This window comes from Streptomyces sp. NPDC046821 (assembly GCF_040645335.1).
In the GTDB taxonomy this organism is placed as follows: Bacteria; Actinomycetota; Actinomycetes; order Streptomycetales; family Streptomycetaceae; genus Streptomyces.
Genome location: NZ_JBEYYB010000013.1, coordinates 186,032 through 208,770, shown reverse-complemented (window position 1 = coordinate 208,770; position 22,739 = coordinate 186,032). Strand labels below are relative to the sequence as shown.

10 protein-coding genes and 1 pseudogene are annotated in these 22,739 nt (G+C 69.0%); 2 read left to right on the top strand and 9 right to left on the bottom strand.

Going from position 1 to position 22,739, the window contains the following annotated elements; all coding sequences use genetic code 11:
• From ABZ893_RS26800 to ABZ893_RS26780, 5 genes are all read right to left on the bottom strand, one after another.
• The gene (locus tag ABZ893_RS26800; protein WP_361408125.1) at positions 1-1,692 is read right to left on the bottom strand and encodes an alkaline phosphatase family protein; all 1,692 of its coding nucleotides are present in this window, start codon (positions 1,690-1,692) and stop codon (positions 1-3) included.
• On the bottom strand, positions 1,689-2,471 hold the full coding sequence (locus ABZ893_RS26795; protein WP_361408123.1) for an HAD hydrolase-like protein: 783 nt from the start codon (positions 2,469-2,471) through the stop codon (positions 1,689-1,691). Before ABZ893_RS26795 ends, ABZ893_RS26800 begins: the two co-directional genes overlap by 4 nt.
• Positions 2,471-3,718, bottom strand: a complete 1,248-nt coding sequence (locus tag ABZ893_RS26790; RefSeq protein ID WP_361408121.1) for a hypothetical protein — start codon at positions 3,716-3,718, stop codon at positions 2,471-2,473. The genes ABZ893_RS26795 and ABZ893_RS26790 overlap by 1 nt, the downstream gene beginning before the upstream one ends.
• Positions 3,715-6,225, bottom strand: a complete 2,511-nt coding sequence (locus ABZ893_RS26785) for a PEP/pyruvate-binding domain-containing protein (protein ID WP_361408119.1) — start codon at positions 6,223-6,225, stop codon at positions 3,715-3,717. Before ABZ893_RS26785 ends, ABZ893_RS26790 begins: the two co-directional genes overlap by 4 nt.
• Positions 6,226-6,364: 139 nt before the next feature.
• The gene (locus ABZ893_RS26780; protein WP_361408117.1) at positions 6,365-6,532 is read right to left on the bottom strand and encodes a hypothetical protein; all 168 of its coding nucleotides are present in this window, start codon (positions 6,530-6,532) and stop codon (positions 6,365-6,367) included.
• 246 nt (positions 6,533-6,778) lie between these two features.
• Between ABZ893_RS26780 and ABZ893_RS26775 the strand changes: the two genes are divergently transcribed.
• The gene (locus ABZ893_RS26775) at positions 6,779-7,705 is read left to right on the top strand and encodes a helix-turn-helix domain-containing protein (RefSeq protein WP_361408115.1); all 927 of its coding nucleotides are present in this window, start codon (positions 6,779-6,781) and stop codon (positions 7,703-7,705) included.
• A gap of 665 nt (positions 7,706-8,370) precedes the next feature.
• Here ABZ893_RS26775 and ABZ893_RS26770 read toward each other — a convergent pair.
• From ABZ893_RS26770 to ABZ893_RS26755, 4 genes and pseudogenes are all read right to left on the bottom strand, one after another.
• Positions 8,371-8,538, bottom strand: a pseudogene (locus ABZ893_RS26770) (integrase); the annotation flags it as partial.
• A 421-nt stretch (positions 8,539-8,959) separates the two neighbouring features.
• Positions 8,960-14,530, bottom strand: a complete 5,571-nt coding sequence (locus tag ABZ893_RS26765; protein WP_361408113.1) for a hypothetical protein — start codon at positions 14,528-14,530, stop codon at positions 8,960-8,962.
• 4 nt (positions 14,531-14,534) lie between these two features.
• Positions 14,535-16,229, bottom strand: coding sequence for a hypothetical protein (locus ABZ893_RS26760; RefSeq protein ID WP_361408111.1), 1,695 nt, complete (start codon positions 16,227-16,229; stop codon positions 14,535-14,537).
• On the bottom strand, positions 16,229-20,434 hold the full coding sequence (locus ABZ893_RS26755; RefSeq protein WP_361408109.1) for a protein kinase: 4,206 nt from the start codon (positions 20,432-20,434) through the stop codon (positions 16,229-16,231). The genes ABZ893_RS26760 and ABZ893_RS26755 overlap by 1 nt, the downstream gene beginning before the upstream one ends.
• 218 nt (positions 20,435-20,652) lie before the next feature.
• Between ABZ893_RS26755 and ABZ893_RS26750 the strand changes: the two genes are divergently transcribed.
• Positions 20,653-22,716: an AIPR family protein gene (locus tag ABZ893_RS26750; protein WP_361408107.1), complete on the top strand. Its 2,064-nt coding sequence runs from the start codon at positions 20,653-20,655 to the stop codon at positions 22,714-22,716.
• Positions 22,717-22,739: the final 23 nt, after the last annotated feature.

The window sequence follows — 22,739 nt, the reverse complement described above, 5'->3', positions numbered from 1 at the left end:
TCATCTTTCGTGGGTCGGTTCGAGGGGACCGGTGGGATACAGGCGGCGGGTGTCCGGACCGAGGCCCAGCTGACCGAGGACCAGCGCGGCCGGCAGGGTGTTGTCGACGACGCCGGCCGCGGTGCCGGGCCGGATGTCGGGTCCGACCGCCGCGTGGATCGCGTGGAGCCTGCTGTCACCGGTGTTGACGACGTGGGCACCGGGCTTGGGGACCCGGCGCACCACCGGCCCCTCCCCCAGCAGCTCGGCACTCGGCTGGTAGTCGTCCGCGAGCGCGAGATACGACACCGCGTGGTCCGCCCCCGCTTCGGCGAGCGGCCGGCCCTCACGGTCGAGGAAACCCGCCACCACCGTGCCGCCCGTCTCGGGGTCGGTGATCGAGGACAGGACCGCCCGCGCCCGCGCCATGGCCTGGCGGGCACGTGCCGGATCCGCGGCCGTACTCTCGGCGGCCCACAGGGAGCCGTTGTTCGCCGGGTGGTAGAAGACCTGGGAACCGTCCGGGTCCAGGCCTCCGTCGGCGCCGCGCGCCGCGAGGCCCGCCCGCACCAACTGGTCGTTGACGTGCACCAGATGGGTGCTGCCCACCATCCCGTGGTCCGCGCCGAGCACCACGGTGTCCTCGGGCCCGGCCCGGTCGAGCACCCGCCCGAGCAGCGCGTCCGACCAGGAGTAGCAGCGCCGGATGTACGACCACACCCGCTCGGCGATCTCCGGGCGGTGGGCCGCGCTCCGCTCGTCGCACCAGCCGAGGAACTCGTGGCCCACGTCGTCGGTCATCGGCAGGTAGATGACGACCAGGTCGGCCTCGTGGGTCTCCAGGACGACATCGGCCGCATCGCCGATGGACCGGGCGACGCACTCCACCGAGGACAGGAAGACCTCCTCGGCCGAGCCGTCCCCGCCCTCGGCCAGACGTGGCCCGAACTCGCCGCGGCGGTAGAGCGGGCCGACCCCCTCGCCCGCGAACGGCGGGCACTGCGCGAGGCGTTGCAGCGTCTTCGGGTTGCGCCCTGCGGTACGCGTCCGCCAGACGCCCGTGTGCACCAGCGTCAGGCGTTCTCCCACCCGGACACACCGCATCCAGGTGCCGTGGTACCGGTCAAGGCTCAGGGACTGCCACCCGCTGTCAGGGCTGAGCAGCACGCTTTCCCCGCCGGTGACCTTCACCCGCTCCGGCACGCCTCGGTGCTCCTCGACCGCCACTTCGACGCGGTGTCCGCCGATGTCCCAGTGCTGCGCCTCGGGACCGGATTCCAGCGTGAGCAGCGCGTGCCGGGTCAGCCTGCGGCTGTACGCCTCGACCGCGCTGTCGATGTGCGGCCCGACGTGGCCGTCGGCGCCGAAGACCCAGGGGGCGTGCACCAGCGCGCTCGTCAGGTCCTTCTCGGACATCGCCTCCCACACCGGGGGCACCGCGGGGAAGTCCGGTGAGAAGCCGCTGACATGGCTGGCGACGCCCTCCCCGGCACCCGGCACGGTGAAGCCCGTGACCTGGTGTTCGGCCGGCCAGGTGCCGGTGAACAGGGTCGCGAGGGAGGGCGGGGTCTGGCAGTTGGGGCGCGCGGGGCGTGCCGCCGCGAAGGCACCGCGCTCCCGCATCCGCGTGACGGCGGGCAGCGCTCCCTCGCGTTCCAGCCGGTCCACGACCCAGTGCGCCCCGGCGTCCCAGACCACCCAGTAGACCGTCATCCGACGCCCCACTCCCGGATGAGTTCCGGCAGCCCGGCCACCGAGTCCAGCTCATGGGTGGCCTTCCCGGTCAGCCCCTCGGCCCGCTGGTCCTCGTACTTGCCGGTCCGCACCTGCACGGCCTTGAGCCCGGCCGCACGACCGCCCGCGATGTCCGTCGTGGCGTCGTCGCCGACCACCACGCACGCGGAGACCGGCACCCCCAGGGAGTCGGCCGCGAGGGCGAAGAAGTCGGTGGCCGGCTTCCCCAGCACCCTGGCCTCGGCTCCGGAGGCGTACGCGACCGCCGCGACGACCGCCCCGGTGTCCAGGTGGTCCCCGTCGTCCCGCTTGAAGTAGCGGCCCGTCTGCAGGGCGAGCAGCTGGGCCCCGCCCCGTACGGCACGGAAGGCACCGTCGAGCGCGGCGTAGTCCAGCGTGTCCCGGCAGTCCCCGATCAGCACATGGCTGTACGGGGGTTCGGCGGCCAGGGTCGGCAGCACCTCCCGCAGCTCCCGCGAGACCAGCGGGTAGGTGCGGGCGCCGGCGGCCGTCAGCAGCCGGGCGGCCGCCACCACCGGCGTGAACAGTTCCTCCGGCGCCACCGCGAGGCCGTAGCCGGCCAGTTCGGCCCGGATCCGCTCCGCGGGCTTGGAGTCGGTGTTGGTCAGGAAGCGCAGTCCCACACCGAGGTCACGCAGCGCGGCGACCGCTTCCACCGCACCCTCGATCACGGCCCCCCGGGCGTACAGGGTGCCCTCCAGGTCGAGCAGGACCGCCCGCACGGCGGCGCCCGTCATCAGCCGACCTTCCGGGCCAGTTCGGGCCGGGCGGCGACGGCGTCCTTGAGGAAGGTGCGCTTGGAGTAGAAGCCGCGCTGGTCGTTCAGGCCGCGCGCCCGCAGGAACGTCTCCAGCCAGGCGACGATCTCGTCCATCTCGGCCAGCACCTCGGCCTCGTCGGGCTCGACGGCCACGCGGCTGCGCAGGTACTCCAGCTCGCACTGGTTGAGCGTCACCTCACGGGCGTCCACCAGGCTGCAGTGGTCGAAGAAGACGCCGTAGACGTGACCGGTGCGCACCGACTCGAAGTTGATGTCGTAACGCACCCGGCGGAAGGACGGCAGGCGGACGGCCTGGACCTTCAGCTCGTCGCGGATGTACGCCTCGAAGCCGCCGTCGTCGGCCAGGTCGAGCCCGTAGGTGTGGGTCTCCCTGCGGTTGAAGGTGTCCTCGGCGTACCACTTGCGCTTGAGCAGGTGCTTGCCGTCGGTGGTGGGGATGAAGGAGGCGTAACCGCGCTCGTCCTCGGTGGGGCCGGTGACCTCGAAGAGGTGGTTGAGGTAGTCCCAGGCCTGGTACTCGTCCCGGTACTCCATGATGTAGCCCGGCAGTTCACCGTTCAGCAGGCTCCGGTACAGCTCGACCGTGAGCGTCCAGGAGTCCACCGGCGGGGTGAGCGTGTACTTGTACTCCAGCTCCTTGCCCTGGAAGCACTTGCGGTAGTAGCGCTGGTGGTTGTTGAGGAAGAGGGCCTGCTCCGCGTGCAGCCGGACCGCCTCCGGCAGCCATGCGAGCGCCTCGACGTCCGCGGTGGGCACGGGCTCGGGCGTGATCCGGATGAAGCAGGCGTCCTCGGCCAGGAAGCGGATCTGGCTGTGCACGTGGGCCCGGTCGCCCTCCGCGGTGACGTAGAACAGCGGCACGAGCGGCCCGGCGCCTCGGCCGGTGACCTCGGTGACCGCGGCGCTCAGCTCCTGGCCCGGCAGCATTCCGGGAAAGAGCTCGTCGCCGCGCGCCTTCGCCGTGTGCCGGCGGGTCCCGTCGACCGAACGGACGGCCAGCTCCAGGGTGCCGAGCCGGTCCCAGTGCAGGACGACGGTGTTGCTGGGGAACGCCTGCTCCAGCGGAGCGTCGAGCTCCGCGAGGACGACGGGGTCGGTGCCGTCGAGCGGGGCCGTGCCGTTGAGGAGGTGCAGCCCGCCCAGGACCAGCCAGGCACGCCGTCCCGCGGGGGTGGTGGGGGTGATGGTGTCGCTCACGGTCATTCTCCCTTGCGGCCGGTCGTCGCGACCGTGCCATCGCTGATCACTGCCTCGGCTCCGCTGACCCCGGCGGCGGTCACCGCGGGGATCCCGGCCTCGCGCAGCAGGATCGCCAGATGCCCCAGCGCCGAACCCTGGTCGAAGACGAACCCGGCGACGTGCTCGATGAGGACGGAGAGCACCGCGTACGGGCGCGCGACGCTGATCACGGGCTTCTCTTCGTACGACGTGACCAGGTCGAGGATCCGGGCCAGGCCCTCGTGCTCGGTGACGTCCTGGGACTTGTCGATGCTCACCGCCGGGCCGATGGACAGGCGGCGCAGCAGAGCGTCGTCGTCCAGGCGCAGCAGCGGTCCCCGGGCGGTGCCGGGGGAGATGCAGACCTCGCCGTGCAGGACGCTGACGGCGTCGCCGCCGCCGAGCACCGAGTAGTCGACGAAGTACAGCGTGCCCCGGTCGAAGACCCACTCCAGGGTCACCGGCCCGTACTTGGCGTGCATGGCCGCCGTGAAGCGGGCGAGTTCGTCGAGGTACGGACGCAGCACCGCGCCGTCGGCCGGGCAGGTCACGTTGGACGCGTCGTCGTGTCCCGCGGATACGTCCTTGACGACGATCGTCTCGCCGCCCGCGGTGCCCCGGTTCAGGGCCATCAGGCCCTCGTCGGTGTACTCGACGACGAGGCCGTTCTCGCCCGCCCTCCGGGAGATCACTCCGAGTTCACCGCGGATGAAGTCGCGTACGACGACCGTGTGCAGGTCCGTGCCGTCCGCGGTCACGCCGGTGGTGACGGCGAGCTGGGCCGGCACCTCCTCCTTGGGCACCACGATCTGGCGCAGGGTGTCACCGAAGTCCAGCACGCACTCGTCGGTCCCGCCGGAAAGCGTGTCCCGCAGGGCGGCTGCGCCCTCGGAGCCGTGCAGGCCACGGCCGTTGAAGCGGATGACCCAGCCCGCTCCGGTGGACACTCCGTGTTCGTGGGCCATCCGGTGGGCGGGCCCGCGCTTGGCGCTGTAGCCGCTGTAGACGGCGGCCACCGCACCGAGGTTGAAGTCGGCGGGAAGCTCGTCGACGTACAGCCGGTGCGCTTCGGTGACCGGCTCGGCGGAGTGGTGGGAGACCTCGCGGGCCGCGGTGAGCGGGCGCACCTGGACGAGGTGGACGCCCTCGCTGTCGGCCGCCCACTCGACGTCCACGTCGTGGCCGCGGGTCTCGCGCAGTCGCCGGGCCAGGTCCACGACCTGGACGAGCGTCCCCTGTTCGGCCTCGTCGCGCGCCGCCGGCCCGTCGGCGAGGTCCGTCGAGTCGGTGCGCCGCGGCACGGCTACACCGGCGACGAGTTCGTCCGCGAGGCCCTCGACGTACTCGATGGACACACGGTCGTCGTGGCTGCCGTCCAGGCCGGTGAACGCGACACCCGCGAGCGTCGGGCGCACGAGCCTCTGGACGATCACCGCGAGGCGCGGTGCCGAGGAGAAGTCACCGGCCCGGACCCGGGCGGCCACGGCCGGGGCCTCGTAGTACGAGCGCCAGCACTGCTCGACGGCGTCGATGACGGCGTCCACGCCGCTGACGCCGAGGATGGACTGGTGGATCCCGGCGAGGCTGGAGTCCTCGGTGTCCTCGTCCAACCCCGAGGAACGGACGGCCAGTTCGACCGCTCCCGCTTCGGAGTCGGGGAACATCTCGGCCAGCCGGGCGGCCAGCAGCTTCCGGGCCTGCTCAGGCACGCGGATCTCCGCGCCGATCTTCTGGATCTTCGACACGGAGTCCGTGAAGAAGGCTCCGACGGTGGCCTTCAGGTCCCCGAAGGCGTCGGCGAGCGCGGCGTCCTGCTCGGCGGTGAGCGCGTCGGCGAACTCGCCCGCGGGCACACAGAAGGCTGCCGGTACGCGGAAGGCGTGGCTGGACTCGGCGAGCTGGGCGAACTTGGGGCCCACGTCGCCCGCGTCGAAGCTCGCGCCGAGCCCGGGGAAGCGCTGGCGGGCGAACTGCTTGTCGAAGTCGACGTGGATGTCGCTCGAGCGGGGGCCGACGGAGCCCTGGTACTTGCCGTCGTAGAGGACGATCTCGCCCTGCGGGCGCCACCACATCATCTGGCCGATGTTGATGCCCGGATACACGCGGACCCGGTTCATGCTGTAGAGCTGCAGCGTCCACTGGCCGGTGTAGCCGATGTCGCCCAGGCTGGCGGAGAGGTTGATGAAGAGGCCCAGCCGGGCGACCGAGGAGCGCGCCGCGAAGGTGGGCGCGTAGTGCTCGCTGCCCAACGTCTCGATGGTGTGGGCCAGGTAGAGGCGGCCGGGCTCCAGGACGTATCCGTCGTCCGGGATCTCTATTTCCTCGAAGTCGTTCGTGCTCCGGGCATCCAACGGCATGTCCTGGTAGACCCGGAGGGTCTTGCCGAGACGGAAGTTGTAGCTGTTGGGGTTTACCTGCTCCGGCGTGAACGGCTCGATCGTGATACGCCCGTTCGTCCGTTCTCTCTCGATTTCGGTCCCGGTCAGAATCATGGGTCGACCCGTTCGCTCGTTCTCGTAAGAAGGTGTGAAGAGCCTCGAAAGGCCGGCCTCGCGCGGGCGCCTGAGGCGCGGAGGCATGCGAGGCCTGGCGGGCGGGCCGATGGCCGCCCTTCAGAACCGCCGGGCCCGATCAGCCCCAGCCGGTGTCGTTGGTGGAGTCGCCGCCGGCTCCGGAGACGGTCACGCTCACGGCTGCCGCCGCGGCGGAGTCGCCGTACGCGCCCCCGAGCCCTCCGAACATGCCGAGCGTCGCGGCCAGAACCCCGCCGACAAGAACCACCTTGCGTAAAGCCTTCATCGCGCTGCCTTCACCCGTGCATCGAACTCTGTTCACCGAACCGCTCCGAAATTCCTCATCGAAAATCAGGGCGGGATGAATCACCATGCCAGGGGTCGCAGGTAAATGAGCAGGGCAGAATGGATCAGCAAGCTGCATGGCAGCTTACTGTCAGGCTCATAAAGGGGGATAACAATGGACATATCTATCGAGGTGGACTGGGGAGAAGCGACCGACACACCCCTTCAGCGTGTGTATGAATATGCATTGCACCGCACACCTCGCCACACCTTCACGGTCCGATCCCTCATCACGGACACCGGCCTCTCCCCCGTACACGCCGACGATGCCGTACGCGAACTCCTGAACCTGGGACTGCTCCGCGGCGACCCCTCCGGCGCACTCCACGCCGTGGCTCCGGAGGAAGCCACGGCCGGCGTCGTCGGCCCCCTCGAACGCGACATCCGCGCCCGCCGGGCACTCGCCGAGGAGGCCCGGGCATCGATCATGGCGTTCCTGCCGGCCTTCGAGACGAGCCAGTTCGCCCGCGAGCAAGAGAACAAATTCGAGGTCCTGCACGACCTCGCCCAGGTCCGCGCGGTCATCGCCGACCTGACGATGCGCACCCGCACAGAGATCCTCACGGCCCAGCCGGGCGGCGCCCGCGACGACGGCATCCTCCAGGAGGCGCAGCCGAGAGACCGCGCGGCCCTCGACCGCGGGGTCCGGATGCGAGTCCTGTACCAGCACACGGCCCGGTTCAGTCCGGGCACGGCGGAATACGTCGACCACGTCTCAGAACTCGGCGCCCAAGTCCGCACGCTGGACGACCACTTCAGCCGCCTCCTGGTCTTCGACGAGGAAACGGCGATCATCTCCCTGCCCGGCAACCGCGAGGGCGCGGTGGTGGTCCGCGAACCGCACGTCGTCGCCTTCATCGTGGAGACGTACGAGCGCCTGTGGCTGGCAGCCGAGCCGTACGCGTCAGCCTTCGGCACCCGCTCCGAGGTGACGGGCGACATCCGACAGGCGATAGTCCGCCTCCTCATCGAGGGCCTGACAGACGCGTCCATCGCCACACGCCTGGGCATGTCGGTACGCACGTGCCGCCGCCACATCGCAGACGTGATGGAGGAATTGGGCGCCCAGAGCCGATTCCAGGCGGGGTATTTACTGAGCGTGGGAGCGGCGTAGAGGTGCCGGCTGGGGGCGAGTGGCCGAGGCCGCGCGGGGGAGGCGCAGGTCCGACGTGACTCGAGGCCGGCGCGCGTCAATGCGGTACGACTCGCGCGCGCCGATCACGCCCAGCAGCACAACGCCGAGAACGGACCCCACGGCACCTCGAGGGATGCGGCACACGGCGCATCACGCGCCGAGCAACACAAAACCCCAGGCCACGAAGTACGTGACCTGGGGTTTCTCTGAGCCGCCTTCGGGATTCGAACCCGAGACCTACGCATTACGAGACCGAGAAGGTTTGTGCTGCCCACTGCCGAACCGTGCTGCGGCGTAGCATTTGAGCTGGTCAGAGCACGTGCGGCAGGTTGCCCCGCACCACTTCGTGTCGCACTGTCCAAAGGCGTCTGTCCACCGGCCGTCCACCGGCAAGGCTGACTCCGACCACTGGGCGGCCCGCCATAAGCGTCTCGGCTGCGTGTGGTGCTGCCTTCCGCCTGTTCGCCGCACTGACTGTTGCAAACCTACAAGGCAGCACTGAGGGCGTGGCACCCCTATGCGTCCTGCAGGGAACAGCAACTGCAGTGACAGCAGCAACGTCGTGTTTTTGTTTCATGCCCGCTGGCGGCCTTCCCCTGGTCCGACGGCGGTGCCGCGGGCACCGGTTCCTGCGGTGTGTCTTCGACCCCCACTAGACGCTGGAGGTCGGCGGTCACTACCCGGTAGGCGTTGCCGAGTTTCAGCACCTTACACGGATACTCACCCCGCTTCGCCAGACCGTAGCCGGTGCTTCTCCCCAGCGAAAGCACTCCGTTGGCCGTCTGCAAGCTCACCGTGGGTGGTGATGCCATCAAGTACCTGCGAGTAAGGGCCGCACCACCAACTATTCCGGGTTCCTCAGCCACCGCGCTCTCCTAACGTCGCCGGGGTGACATCAGGGCGCCTTCCGTCCCCGGGCTGGTGTCCAGCGTTACAGACGTGCACGAAGAGAACCTCCCTGGGCCGACCGATTCACTCGTACGAGTGGCCTTGATCGGCAGTGTCCTGACCCCCTCAAGCAAGATCGGTGACGGCACCAGCCCTAGGTGACGATCCTCGGCGAAGTCCCCGCCAGAACCTCACCCATGTAGCCCCGCCGCCGGATGCCGGGCAGTGTTCCCGATCGGACAGCCGAGGCCGTGGCGAAGGCGGCGGAGATAGGTGTCGATCTTCGTGCGGCCTTCTCACGCCCTGTGGGGCGTGATGGTCGTCGCACAACCGCATGCGATCACGTCATCCGATGGCGGTCCTGGTCGCACCCCCGTGCCTGGTGACTCGTGGGCGGCACTGGAGCTTCACGGCGCCTCGAACAAATGCCTCGTCCGTGGCCTTGCCCGACCACACAAAGGCCTCACCGGGGTTCAGCGACGCCATCTTCTCCGCGGTCAGCGCCGACAGAGCTGCGTTCGCCTTCTGCAAGTGTTTCAGCCACGCGGGTGAGGTGAACTTGTGCAGCACCATGTGGTTGGAGAGCTCGATCAGTGAAATCGGCACCGACGGCGGATCCTGGCTGGCCACGAGAATAGACATGCCCTTGTGCCGCATTTCACGGACGCTGGACACCAACCCGTCGACAAGGTCGGGGCTCCGGATGTACTTGTGAGCCTCGTCGAACACGACAAGTTTGTTGAACGACTGTCCCTCGTGCCGAGCGTCGGCGAACAGCTGCATGAGGACGACGAACAGACCCAGCGCTTCGTCCTCCCCGATGTAGTCGTCACGCAGATCGACGATGATCAGGCGTCCGGGCCGGACCAGATCCTGGAGCCGAGCATCGTCGTCGATGTACTCGGCGGCCAGATCCAGTCGGTCGTAGGCCAGTTGCTTGAGCGCGTCGGACAGGGAGGACTGCTCGACCCCGAGCCGGATCGTGTCCAGCGTCAGATCGTCACGGTTGGCCTTCATGATTCTTCCGAGCTGGCGGATGTAGAGGGCCTGGTTGCCGACGGCACCCATCAGGAACCGCCAGTGCGCGGCCTTCAGCTCGGACGAGGAGAACGTGAGCGCCCGTACGTCGAGGTCCGGATAGTCGCGCATGCGCTCGTCCACCCGGTCGGCAGGAGCCAGCAGCAGGACGTCGGACAGCGCCGCGGGCTCGGCTCCGTAGCGTTCCCGAAGGGAGGCCAGCTGGTCCTGATCGCTGTTGGGCCTGGTCATGCTGGTGAACTCAGGCGCGTAGTCCTGTGTGTCGCTGTAGTGAAACACGATGCTGGCCAACGGATGCGAAAGGTGGTTAACGCCGGCAGCAGGCAGGCTCGCCATCTCCAGGATCGATCCGAGGGTGTAGCTCTTCCCTCCGCCCTGCACACCGAACAGGCTGATGGTGTGGGTCTCGTTGAGGTCGAGGGCGATCTTCCGGCCCGCGCTCGTACCGATCAGACCGTATTGCGCGGTCGGTTTCGACACTCCGAGGAACACATCCGGGACCGAGGTACTGGTCCGCGGGTCCGCCAGGGACGCAACGGCCGGCGCGGGTGTCTCCGGTTCGCGGTCCGGCGCAGGCCCCTCGACCTCCGCCGCATTACCGGCGCTCTCACCGTCCACTCCCGCGGCGGCGGCATCAAACGGCCCCCGTGCCTGCTCTGTGCCGACGGGGTGTTCGGAAGCCTGCTGCGAGGCAGGGCTCAGTGGTTCTTCTGCTGTCTCTCCCGCAGCCTCTTCGGCGGTCTTCCCCGCGGTGTCGTCGACATCGGCCGCCGCCGGTACTACCTCCTCGTCCAGCACAGCGCTGAGCGGAGCCGGCTCCTCCGGCAGCTCGCGGCTGCGGTCGCGTGGACGCAGAGTCCGTGTGGACTCTCCGCGGTCGATTCCCGGGACTTCCGCCTCCGCCAGCAGGTGGGGCGCGCTGCGGACAGGGCCGCCCAGGTACTCCGTCTCCACGGCGTCCAGCAGTTCGGTCACCTGATGACGGCCGACCCGGTGGAAGGTGATGCCCCCCTCCCCCTCGATCTCCGTGCCGTCCCCGCCCAGGTCGAAGAGGAGACCGGTCTTGGAGAACTCCAGCGCGTAACCGTGGTCGAGATGGTCGAGGAGCCACCGCGCCTCGTCGTACCCCTTCTCATCGAAGAGGCCGTAACGGTTCGCACGCGCGAGGTAGTGGCCGAGCAGCGAGCGGAGCGTGAGGTTCTGCAGGGGACGGTCGGGGCGCTCGACCAGGGGGTCGAACTGCACAGCCAGGATCCTTTGGCTGTTGTCGATCTGCTGGCTGATCTGTTTCTTCTTTGCGTCGTACGCGCCGAGACCGCCCACTCCGGTGAAGCACTTGACCTCGATCAGTCGGCACACCACGACCCTGCGCTCGGCATCCAAGTCGAACAGCGCCAGGTCTGTCCGGTGCAGCCGCACAGCACCGTCGCCAGCCGCGATGCGGCGCTGAGCCTCGCCGTACAGGTCGGTGTGCGCGTCGAGCGGAATGAGGATCTGGTTGTGCAGCACGCCCTGGTACCCCAGGTACAACCGGGCGAGCGCCAGTCCGAGGACCTCGGTATGGCTGCTGCTGCCGAGCGCGGCGAGCTTGAAGGCGAAGCTGCCGGAGAGTTCCCTGAGCTGGTCGAAGAACGTCGCCACGTGGCGCGGTTCGATGCTGAGCTGCTTGTCGCCGAGCACGGGCCCGACCAGCGCGCGCAACTCGTCGACCGATCGTGACGAGACCACGATGTGATGGCCCATGCCGGGCTGGGCGGTCGCCGAGTAGTCGATGACGTATTCGGGCCGGTCCGCCCGCCCGTGGTCGAAGTATTCCACTCCGAGGGTCCGGTCCACCGTGACGACCCAGTCGCTGGCCTGGTGCACGTCGTGCAGGAGAGCCTTGTCCTGGGACGACAGACGCAGCGTTATCTGCGGCAGGTGTCCCGGACGCGGCTCTCCCGACGTCACAGCGACCACGGCGGCCGACAGGGCTTCGGGCAGCGCTGCCATCAGGTCACCGGTCTCCTCGGCGCCGGGCACGGGGTCCGTGGCGCCGTGGCGGGGCTGACGGCTCCACGCCACGGACTCCTCGTCCTCGGCGTAGTGGCTGGTCAGCTCCTGCACGAGACCGTGTGCCGCCGCCCGGCCCGAGGTACGGGCGGCAGGCGCGATGTCGTACTGCTCCCCGCCAAAGGGGTCGAACAGGATACTCAGGTGGGCGGGGAAATCGGCCGCGCGGGTGCGGAGGTTCGCGGCATCACGCACGACGACGGCGAGCTTGGGGCGCAGGGGATCGCCCGGTGTACCGAAGGGCTCCGCGGCGGCGGCCCGCGGCCCCGACCCCGGCGAGAATAGATCGGTGAGCGCCTCGCCCACCCACGGCTCCTGGGGATGGTCCGTGAAGAGGCGGACGGTGTAGCGCAGCCGGGCCAGGTGCCTGCGGCTCTGCAGCTCCGTCAGCATGGATGTCAGCACCTCCCCCCGGCCGACACCGAGGGCGTTGATGACGAGACTGTCCGCGTAGGGGTGGAGACGCACATACCGCTCGACCCGATCCGCGAGATCGGCGCCGGTGATCATGCCGGAGGCCGTCGAGCCGTCGCTCACGCCCAGGGCGGAGCCCAGTCGTGAGACCGTTCCGCGGGGGTCGGCCGTCTCACTGGGCAGGCAGACCTGCCAGTAGTCGGTGAACTGTCCCGCCGCGAAGGTCAGTTCGCCCGTGGTGAGCGGCACCACGAGCGGGAACCCCAGGGGGGCGAGCCGTTCGACGAGGCTGTGTAGGGTTTCCCATACCCGGTCCTTGTCCTGGCCCTCGGTCCGGTCGAGCCAGTGGTCGGCCAGCGCGGCCTGCCCGCACCACCACAGCACCCGCAGCGGATGAGTGGGGGCGACGAGCATCGCCTGACGTAGCCCGTCCTGCGCGTCGGCCAGATCCACCGCGACTGTGTCGGTGCGCAGCAGCAGCGCGAGTTCGACCCGGTCCCGCTCCGCTGTGCCGCCGCGGGGGTTCTCCAGCGCGCGGACGCATCGGGTGATCGCTCTGAGATACGCCTCCGCGCAACTCTCCGCTTCCTTGCGGACCGTGCGGGGGTCGGTGCCTTCCACCACGAGTGGCACGGAGCCGTCCGCATCTGCCCGTACCGCCGCGAACAGGGCGGCGCGCGCCTGGAGATAGCTGCCGAAGTCGCTGCCTTCGGCAGGCGTGACGGCCGGACTTTCGTCGTCGCTCAGGTTCCACCGGCCAGAGGCGTCGACGCTCAGCCTGGGTCCTTCCAGGGCGTACGGCCGGGCCAGCATGCGTTCCTCGGCCTCGGCGAGGGCTGTGGGCAGGTCGACGGTGACCGGGCCCGCGGGTCCGAACCGAGCCCGCAGCGGCCGGGTCTTGGCCGTGCGGGCCCCCCAGCTCACCTCCCGGCACGACACCCGCCACGGATCACGGCCCTCCGCACGGGCGGTGAAGCGCAGCCGGTTGATCGCCTGGGCGAGCCCGGGTGCATGCTGGGAGCGCTGGACGGGCGGGTCGTCGAACTCGCCCTCGGGGACGACGTAGAAGCGGTCGCTCTCGTGCGGCCGGTGCGTGCTGTCGGCGCCGGCCACCCGCAGAGGATCACCGTTCGTGTCGAGGGGGGTGACCCTGACGAAGTGCCACCCTTCCTCCCAGTCGGCCTTGCGGCCCCTCTTCAGCTTGATGCTCGTCTTGTAGACCGTCTTAGCGGTCTTGGCCACCGCAAGCGTGGCAGTGAAGCCGGTCGGGCTCACCGTGCTGGCGCCGCGGCCCTCGTCGGTCTCGTTCTCGCTGAGGATCTGGACCGAGAAGCGCGCGAGGCCCGTGATGTGGCGGGGATCGGGGTCGACGGTGAAGGAGACGGGGAGCGAGGAGAGCCCGCCGGGCAGCAGATACTGCCCGCCGAAGAGCCTCTCCAGCGCGGGATGGTTGCGCAGGTCGTCCTCGTTCTGGCCGGCCTTGGGCAGGACCGTCAGCTCATGGACCTCGATGCCGACCTGTTCACCGCCGGGGGCGTTCTCCTGTGGCCAGTGGTGGAAGGCGAGCGGCCAGTTGTCAGGGTCCACGGCGATCGCCCGGCACCAGCGGGATGGGGTGCCGAGACCGGTGCGGGCGGCGAACCGCACCAGTTGGCGGACGAATTCCTCTCCCGCTGGGGAGTTCTGCGGCAGCCCGAGGCTCAGGATCCGCTGGCGGTCGGTGGATGTCGCCTCGGTGAGCTTGGCGACGGTCCTGCGGTTGCGGTCCGCCTTGCGGCCCACCAGCGTCATGTCATGGAACAGGCCGAAGTCGGGGATCAGGCCGAGCAGATAGACAGCCGCCCCGGCCGCCTCCGGGTCGTGGTCGTTCTCCCGCAGCGTCAGCAGATACCGGACGGCGGCCCGGTCGTCCGCCGCCGCGCCGCCGTCCGTCATCTGGTCCTGGCGGTCCAGTAGTTCGGTGACGGGTTGCCGCAGTGCTTCTGGCAACTCGCGCAGCAGTGACGCCTTGAGCTTCGTGTGGACGTCGTCCAGGGACAGGTGCTCGAAGGTGGCGATACCGAAGGAGTCCTCGGCGCTGGCGCGGGTGCCGGGCGGGACGAACACCAGCAGCGGGGGCCGGAGTCCGCCGTCCTCGTCGGGGTTGCGCAGTTCAACGAGTTTGGTGCTGGTCACGGCGACGTCGGCTGGAGTGCGGCCGTCGCCGCCACCCAGGACGAACACCTGCGCGTCGGGCACGAGGACACGCAGCCCGTGTACCAGCCTTGCGGCGAGATCGGTGTCGAGGTCGCCCAGCCGCATGCAGTGCCCGGCCTGCCTGCCTCGCAGCACGGCCGCCAGCCGTGGCAGCAGGGCGTGCTCCAGGGCGTCCCGCCACTGTGCCTCGGTGATCTCGGTCAGTCCGCGTGCCATGTCGTCACCTCCCGCCCGTCGTGACCGCGCCATCCAGGGAGATCGCGAATCTGGGCGTGATCACCTGGGTGAGGTAGGCGTCCGACAGGTCGCTGTAGAAGCCGATCTCTCGCATCCGGGTGGTGAACGCCTCGGCGTTCGACCGCAGAGCCGCCTGCTCCTCGAACCCGGAGGTGGGAAAGCCGTCGTCGGCCGGCAGCCGGTCGACGTGGAGCCCGTATCGGGTGCGGAGCGTGTCCATGAACTCGTCCAGTCTCAACTGCTCGGTGTGGTAAGGGAAACGGGAGCGTGTGCCGCGTGGATTGGGCCGAAGCAGCGCGATCTGGACCAGAACCTCTAGGAGCGCGCTGTCCATGACGAAGCGGCGGCGGCCCCGGTGGGGCTGGGTGATGACCGCGCCGGGACGGTTCTTGAGCAGCAGCGAGTCGATGGTCTCGACGATGTAGTCGTAGTGGTATTTGCCCCGGTACGCCATGATCAGCTCGATGTACTTCTCGAACGCGCCGAGTCCCATCCCCGCGCTGAGCAACGGGCGTACGCCTTCGGGCTGTTCGTCGATCGGGGTCTCGTCGAGGAGGGTGTCCATGCGCGACGCGAAGAACTGCTCGCGCCGCTCCCGGTACGCCTCTCCCGCGTACTGCAGCAGCTCGGCGACGGTGAAGAATCCTCGGGACGGCCTGGTGATCTCCTTGGCATCGGCCAGGTGATCGACGAACTCGCCCAGCTTGCGTACCACGTAGCCCGCGCGCACGAAGCCGGGGACGCGCCGCAGCCAGACGTCCGCACTGTGCTCCGCGAGGGCGGCGACCGGGGTGCCGGGCACGCCCGCCGCGTCGACCAGCAACCCCACCCGGAAGGGACAGCTCGCGAACCCGTCCGCCGAATCGTCCGTGCCCGAGGTGCAGTTGTCCGGTCCGCAGGTCGGTTCGGCCGCGGAACGCTCGACGGCGGACGGCAGCAGTTTCATCGCCTTGAGCTGGCAGAGCGCCAGGTGGAACGCGAAGAGGATCTTCAGGTACTCAACCATGACGATACGGGGCAGCAGGTCCTGCAAGGACAGGAGTCGCAGTACGTCGTCGGCGAGCAGGTCGGACTGTCCCGCGCACAGCGGGGGCGCCGAGTACCAGCCCTTTACGGTCGCCGGGGAGTCCTGCTTCACCTGGCTGTTGAGATGGAGCACGGCCTGGGTCTCGACATCGACGCCGGTGCCGGCCAGCTGGGTGCCCAGAGCGGGATCGAGTCCGGTGAAGAAGAAGGCGCGGATCTTCTCCAGCGCCATCATTCCGCGCCCGCCCCGTGCGTGCCGCAGCATCTCGTAGAGCTGGGCGTCGGCTCCGTAGGCGCGGGAGTGGTGGTGGTTGCGGAACTTGTACGTCAGCCCGTGCAGGGGACGCAGCCCCGCGACCGCCTGGTTGGGCCTGCCACGGTTGACCATGTCCAAGAGCTGGGTCTCGATCCAGCGCCGCGCGATGTCGGGAGAGTCCCGGAAACCCTGGAACTTCTCGGCATGCTCCTGGGCTCGGAACTCGTCGACGAACTCGTTCGCCAGCGTCTTGCCCCGCACCATCTTGCTGGTCTGGCCGTTGTGGTTGACCCGCATCAGGAACCCGGTCAGAACGCGATCCATCTCGACGCGCTTGAACTCCAGGTAGGACACACCCAGATGACGGAATTCGCTGTCCCGCTTGCGCAGCACCATCAGGTCTCCCTCGTCGCGGCGTCGTTCGCCGCACCCACCGGCCCGAGCCGGAGCGCTCCGTCCGGCAGCCGCGTGATCCGGTGCGGCACGCTGCCCGGTGCGGTGAGCAGCACCTCCTGGTAGGAGGTGGCCGACAGCGCGTTCTTGAACACCGCCAGCGCGAGGTTCTGCCCCTGGCGGTCCTCGACCCCCGGCTGATACCCGGAGTGCAGCCGGTCGAGGAGTTCGTACAGGTCGAGGCGGACCATCAGTTCCGCGTGGTGCTCGGCGGATCCGTCCGGTGTCCGTCCCCGGTACCGGACGACGATTTCACGCGGGCTGGTCTCCACGTAGTCGGAGGCCGGAGGCCTGCCGACCTCGATGGTGAACCGGTCGGCGGGGAACAGCCGGTGGCTGCGAATGGTCCCCCCGGGCACGGACCTGACCTGGAGCGCCAAGGCCCGTTCACCGTCGTACAGGGCCCCGGGTAGCCCTTCACCCCGGTTGACGGCCTCGATGATCCGGTCCAGTTCCGACTGGCTGGGGTCGCCCGCGGTGAGGAGGTCCAGGAACCGTCCCCCCGCACGGTAGCTGAGCAGGGTCTTCCAGCGTTCGCCGTCCAGACTCTCGAAGAAGAAGCGGCGTCGGGCAGCGGCGAGGTAGGCGCGGTGCGCGGCGGCTTCCGCCGGGTCGGCCGACGGGGTGCGGGGCAGCGCCGTGAACCGGTCGCCGAGCAGTTCCGCGTCATGGCTGCCGCGCTGGTCGACGGAGATCAGGCTGTGACCGCCGTCAGGGCCCATGTAGTCCAGCTTGCGATCGAGTTGGGGGTCGGGCACAGTCGCGACGTCGAGTTCCCGCAGCTGGGCGAGAAGTCGGTCCTGTTCCTGTCCACCGTCGGTGTGCAGGCCCGCCCAACTGGTGAAGTAGAAGCTGTCCAGACGCTCCTGGACGCTGTCGGGGCGCTGGTAGAGCGCGTGGATCTGCGCGCAGTCCCGGCCGGAGGTGAGCATGTAGGCCAGGGCGGAGCGCAGATCGCGCAGGGTGATGTGGAGTCGTCCGCGCAGATGGGTCATCCGGTACAGGGCGGCGAGCCGCTCGGTGATCACGGGACCGGCGGTGGGATGGGCGAAGGTCTGCGCGTTGTGCCGGGCATAGCAGCGCGGCGCCAGGTCGCAGGAGGCGCAGCCGCTCCATTGCCGGGGGTCGGTCATAGTCTGGACCATCCGGTGCAGGATGGAGTCCCCGGTGCCCTCGGGGTCGGCGACGACATCCCGCGCGTTGAGGTTGACGACGGCGATGCCGTGCTCGGCTCTGCCGCTCACCAGTCCCTGGCGGACGGTGTCCGCCAGGAGCGAATAGCGGTCGGCGTGTGCGGTGACGAAGTCGGTCAGGCGTCCTTCGTTGACGGCGATCAGCCGCGTCTGGTCCTGCGGCCAGGCTGCGGCGTCCGCTCCATGGAACGGCGAGAGGAAGGCGTCGAGGACGGTGTCGTTGTCCTGGTGTCCCTCGTCCTGGCTGCCGTCGTGATTGGTGTGGAAGGCGCGGCCCCGGAAGACGAAGTCGTCGCCGTTGACGCGTTTCTCGCCCATGTCGGCGTTCCGCTTGTACGCCTCGACGGCCAGCTGTTCGAGAAATGCCGTCTTCCCGTCACCGGCGTTGCCCGTGATGACGACCAGCAGGTGTCTGCCCGCGAGGACGTCGTCGCGCAGCGCGGTGTCCAGGGCGGTGGCTACGTACAGCGGGAACTGCGCGGGATCGAGCCCGCGGGTGCCCGCGTTCGTCCGGGAGCTCTGGCTGTAGAGGGTCTGGAGATGACCGACGAACGCGTTGGTGCCGTCCCTCCCCGCTCCCGTGGTGCAGGCCGGCTCGGGCTCCATCCGGACCTGCTCGTCCTGCTCCCCGCCGCCACGCGTGCGCCGGACCTCCCCTATGGCCCGTACGGCCGCCAGGAACGCCTCGGCATCCGGGAACCGGTCGGCACGGCGTGGCTTGACGGATCGCAGCAGCACGTCGGCGAAGGCGCGGCTGAGGTCGCCCAGGCCGCTGATCCTGCGCGGGTCCAGCGCCTTCTCGTCCCTAGGCGGCTGCGCACGTCCCGGCCAGGGATATGTTCCGGTCAGCGCGATGTAGGCGGAGACACCGAGGGCGTACAGGTCGAGGTCGGCGAGTTCCGCCCGAGTGGGACGCTGCCGGGCGACGGCGTCCGGGGCCTGGTAACGCGGCGAGCCGAGGGTGGGCGTCAGGGTGGAGTCGACGGACACCGCCGCGTTGAAGTCCAGCAGCTTCGTGCCGTCGGCGGTCCACAGCAGGTTGCTGGGCTTGATGTCGCAGTGGTAGACGCCGTTGCGATGCAGATGATCGAGCCCGGCCAGACAGTCTTCCAGCAGCCGCACCACGTCGGCGGCTCCCAGTCTGCGCTCGCGGGTGGCCGAGGCCTGTAGGTCCTGCCCCTCCACGAACTCCAGCCGCAGATAGGGGAATCCGCCCTTGGGCAGCCAGTCGGCGTCGATGACGCGCACCAGGTTCGGATGTGTCGGCAACCTGCGCAGAATCCCGTACTCGCCCTTCAGCCGGACGCCGACCGATTCCGGATCACTGGTGATGATCTTCAGGACCTCGTCGGTGTCATCGAGGGTGTTGAACACCTGGTAGACGACACCGAACTTGCCCTGCCCGAGCTTTTTGCGGATGTGGAACTTCTCGGTGAGCCGGAACCCGGACGGCAGGTCCCGGTAGTTGTAGGGGTTCTCCCAGTCGAAGGGCTCGTCGGGCGTCCCGGGAGTCGACGCCCCCGATCTCCCTCCGTCGCCGCCGCGGCCCGCACCGCCACGCACCAGCCGCTCCAGTTCGGCGATCGCCTCCCGTGCGGTCGGCCGCAGTGCCGGATCCGCGGCCAGCAGCCGCCGGACCAGCTCTCGTACCTCCGGCGTGACGTCGGCCCCGTCCAGGCTGTCGACCAGACGGTTGCCGCCCGTCACGAAGGGAAGCTCCCCCGTGTGCAGTTCGTGGAAGAGCACGCCCGCTGCGAAGACGTCGGAGGCGGCGGAGAAGCCCTCGGGGCCGCTCAGGCACTCGGGCGCGAGATAGGCCAGGTCGGCGCGCTCGTACGCGTCCATGGCCACGGTCCCGGCCCGCTTCTGCCCGGTGTGCGCGTAGTCGAAGCCGGTGATCATCGCCGTGCCGTTGCGCGCCACCAGAACCGTGTCGGGGGTGAGGTGGCGGTGCACGACCCGGTACGCGTGCGCCAGCGCGAGCCCGGCGAGCACACCGGACATGATCCGCCGTCTCGCGTCCGCGCCCTGGTTACCGGGCCCGCCGGCCATCCGTACCCGCAGCGCCTCGGCGTGCACGTCCTTGAGGACAACCGCGTATCCGGTCTCGTCCTCGAGTGGCAGCACATGCACGCAGGGCACGATGTGCGGGTTGGGCGGCAGCTTGTTGAGGGCCTGGATCGGATTGCCGATCCGTTCCCGCTCCCGGGTGTGTTCCTCCTCCGGCAGCAGCGGATCGACCGTGTGCACCTGGACGAGATAGGTCCCCGAGTTCGGCTGGTCCGGCTGCACCGCCCGGTACACCGACACCCGGTCCTCGGCGTCCGCCTCCGCCCCGGCCTCCGGCGCCGGATCCGCTTCGACGAGCGTCTCGACGGCCTGATAGTGACCGAACCTGGGCAGTCCGGGCTGGGCTCGCGACACGGCGCCCAGGGCACGGGCGATGTCCTCGTGCAGCCCGGCGATCGGGAAGGAGGGCCCGGTCTTGGACGGGCTGTGCGCGCGGAGAAAGGGAACGAGGTCATTGAGCAGGACGGTGTTCTTCTCGTCCCGGTTGTCGTGGTCGATCAGCTCCGCGTCTTCGAACGGGAGGATCACCAGCTCCTCGCACCACACCGACCCGAGGGCCGCCGAGATGTGCGACTGCCGCAGCAGGTTCGCCACGGTCTTGGCGTGCTCGCGCAGCTTGCGCACCGGACTGGGGAACGGCGCACGCCCCTGAGGGAACCACCGCTTGCCCCGTACCTCTATGCGCCCGTGCGTGCCCTTGGTGTCCGCGATGTAGCAGGCCGTGTCGGTGAGAATCGCGAGGTCGACCTCGAAGCACTGACGACCGCGGTAGATCTCGAAGTTGGAGATCACGGTCCACTCGGCGGGGCCCTCGTCCCGGAGATGGCGCAGCACCATGCGCTCGGCGTCGTTGACGGGCTCGCCGACCTTGATGATGCGTGCCATGAGTCCCCCGGGCCCGTCCGTACCGTTCGCGTGCGTGCGGACGCGGTGCGCGCCGCACTGCCATGTGCCGGAGTCACTTTAGTACCAGGGGCCGAACCGATAGTCCGGATAGAGTGTTTGCCGGTCAGATCAGTGACGGGGGAGGGCACATGTCGCAGTCGTTCTACATCCGAAATCTGAGAAGACGACTGATCGAACGTTTCGAGCCATTCATCGACATGACGGATGAGCCCGGGATCTCGGACAAGAAGCGGAAAGAGAAGCTCCTCAGCCGGGCGGTGGCCGCCCTCGCGGTCAAGCGCGAAACGGGATACGCGGACCGGGAAGCGGCCCTGTCGGTCATCGACGGCCGCGACGACTGGGGAATCGACGCCATCGCGGTCGAGCTGTCCGCGTCGGGTCAGGGCGGCCGGCCGCACATCACGCTGGTCCAGGCGAAGTGGAGCGAGAACGCCACCGCCGGCTTCGGGCAGAGCGAGGTCGACCGTCTCTTCCGCGGTCTCGACTACCTCATGAACCTGGAATTCAGCCGGTTCAACAAGCGCATCGAGCAGCACACGGAAGCCCTCGAAAAGGCTCTGGACAGCGGTTCCCCCAAGATCACCCTGCTGCTGGCCCTGGTGACCGACACCGAACTACACCCGGACACAAAGGCATTGCTCGACTCCGAGGTCAAGAAGCGCAACTGGGCCGAGGAAATGATCGAATGGCGGGTTATCGACCTCCGCGGCCTATACCAGGAGATCCTCGGCGAGCACGCCGACCGGAACATCGACCTGGAAGCGTGGGTCGAGGGCGTCGGCCGGGAGGAGATTCCTTTCACCGCCTACTACGGGACACTTTCCGCAGCCGAGGTCGCCGAATGGTATGAGACCCACGACCGGCATCTCTTCGCCCGTAACATCCGAGACTCGCTCGACACCGACGTCAACGACAAGATTCGCGCCACTCTCCTTCAGGAGCCCCAGAACTTCTGGTACTTCAGCAACGGCATCACCCTGCTGTGCGACCGGATCCGGAAGAAGGGCAAGGGCGCGTTCTCTCCGGGCGCGGGAGCAGGATTCGTGCTGGAAGGGGCCAGCGTCGTCAACGGCGCGCAGACGGTCAGCGCCATGTACCGCGCCATGCAGCGGAATTCGGCCACGGCGCAACTCGGCCGCGTCATGGTCAAAATCATCTCCCTGGAGAACTGCCCCGAGGGCTTCGGCGACCAGGTCACCCTCAACACCAATACCCAGAATCCGATCGAGGAACGGGACTGGAAGTCCCGCGACCCGATCCAGACCGGCCTTCGGGACGACTTCGCACTGTCCCTCGGCCGCACCTACGTGGTGAAGCGCGGAGAGTCGGAGCCCGCCCCCGACAGCGGCTGCACCATGACGGATGCCGCGGAGGCCCTCGCCGCGACCCACCGCAGTCCCGAACTGGCCGCGAAGGCCAAGCGGGACATCTCCCTCCTCTGGGAGAAGGCGAACTACCAGGAGATCTTCGGCCGGACACTCAACACGGCGCCGAGCGCGCAGCAGGTGTGGCGCCGCGTACAGCTGGTACGCGCGGTGAAGGCGGCCCTGGCCGAGCAGAGCGACGACCTCTTCGGCCGGGCCGCGAGCGCCGCCAGCAACGGTGACCTGCTGATCAGCCACGTCGTCTTCCAGAACCTGGACACGGATAGTCTCGACGACGAGCACGGAGACTGGGACGCCCAGCTGGCGAGGGTGCCGGAACTGGTCGAGCGGACCCTGGGCTGGCTCGTCACCACGATCGACAGGGCGTACGGCCCGACGAGCCAGATGCTGACCAGCATGCGCACGGCGGAACGTGTACGCCTGATCTCGCGCCGCGTACTGGAGTCGATGCGCTCGGGAGAGGCCGCGCCGGACAACGCGGACTACCGCGTCGAGGAGCGGCCCCAGGGCAAGCCAGCCCGCTCGACCAACGCGACCAGTCTCATCGTCAAGGCCGAGCGGATTCCACCCGGTACGGGTCTGGAGTTCCGGCCGGTCACCCGCCCCGACCGACTGGGCCTGGGTGCCTGGCTGGCCGAGAACCCCGACCGCGCCCGCGCGACCTGGCAGCAGAACACGACCAGGCCGCTGCGCTGGGCCGCCGACGGCCAGTCGTACGCGCCCAGCACGCTGGTCCGCAAGATCCGCAAGGAGGCCATGGGCAACAACCAACAGGTCCAGGGAACCCTGTACTGGCACATTCCCGGCGAGGGGTCCCTGGTCGACCTGGCCGCGGAGCTGCGGGCCGAGGATGAGTTGACCGCGGGGGACTCCTGACTGCCTAACCCGTCCGCCTGTTC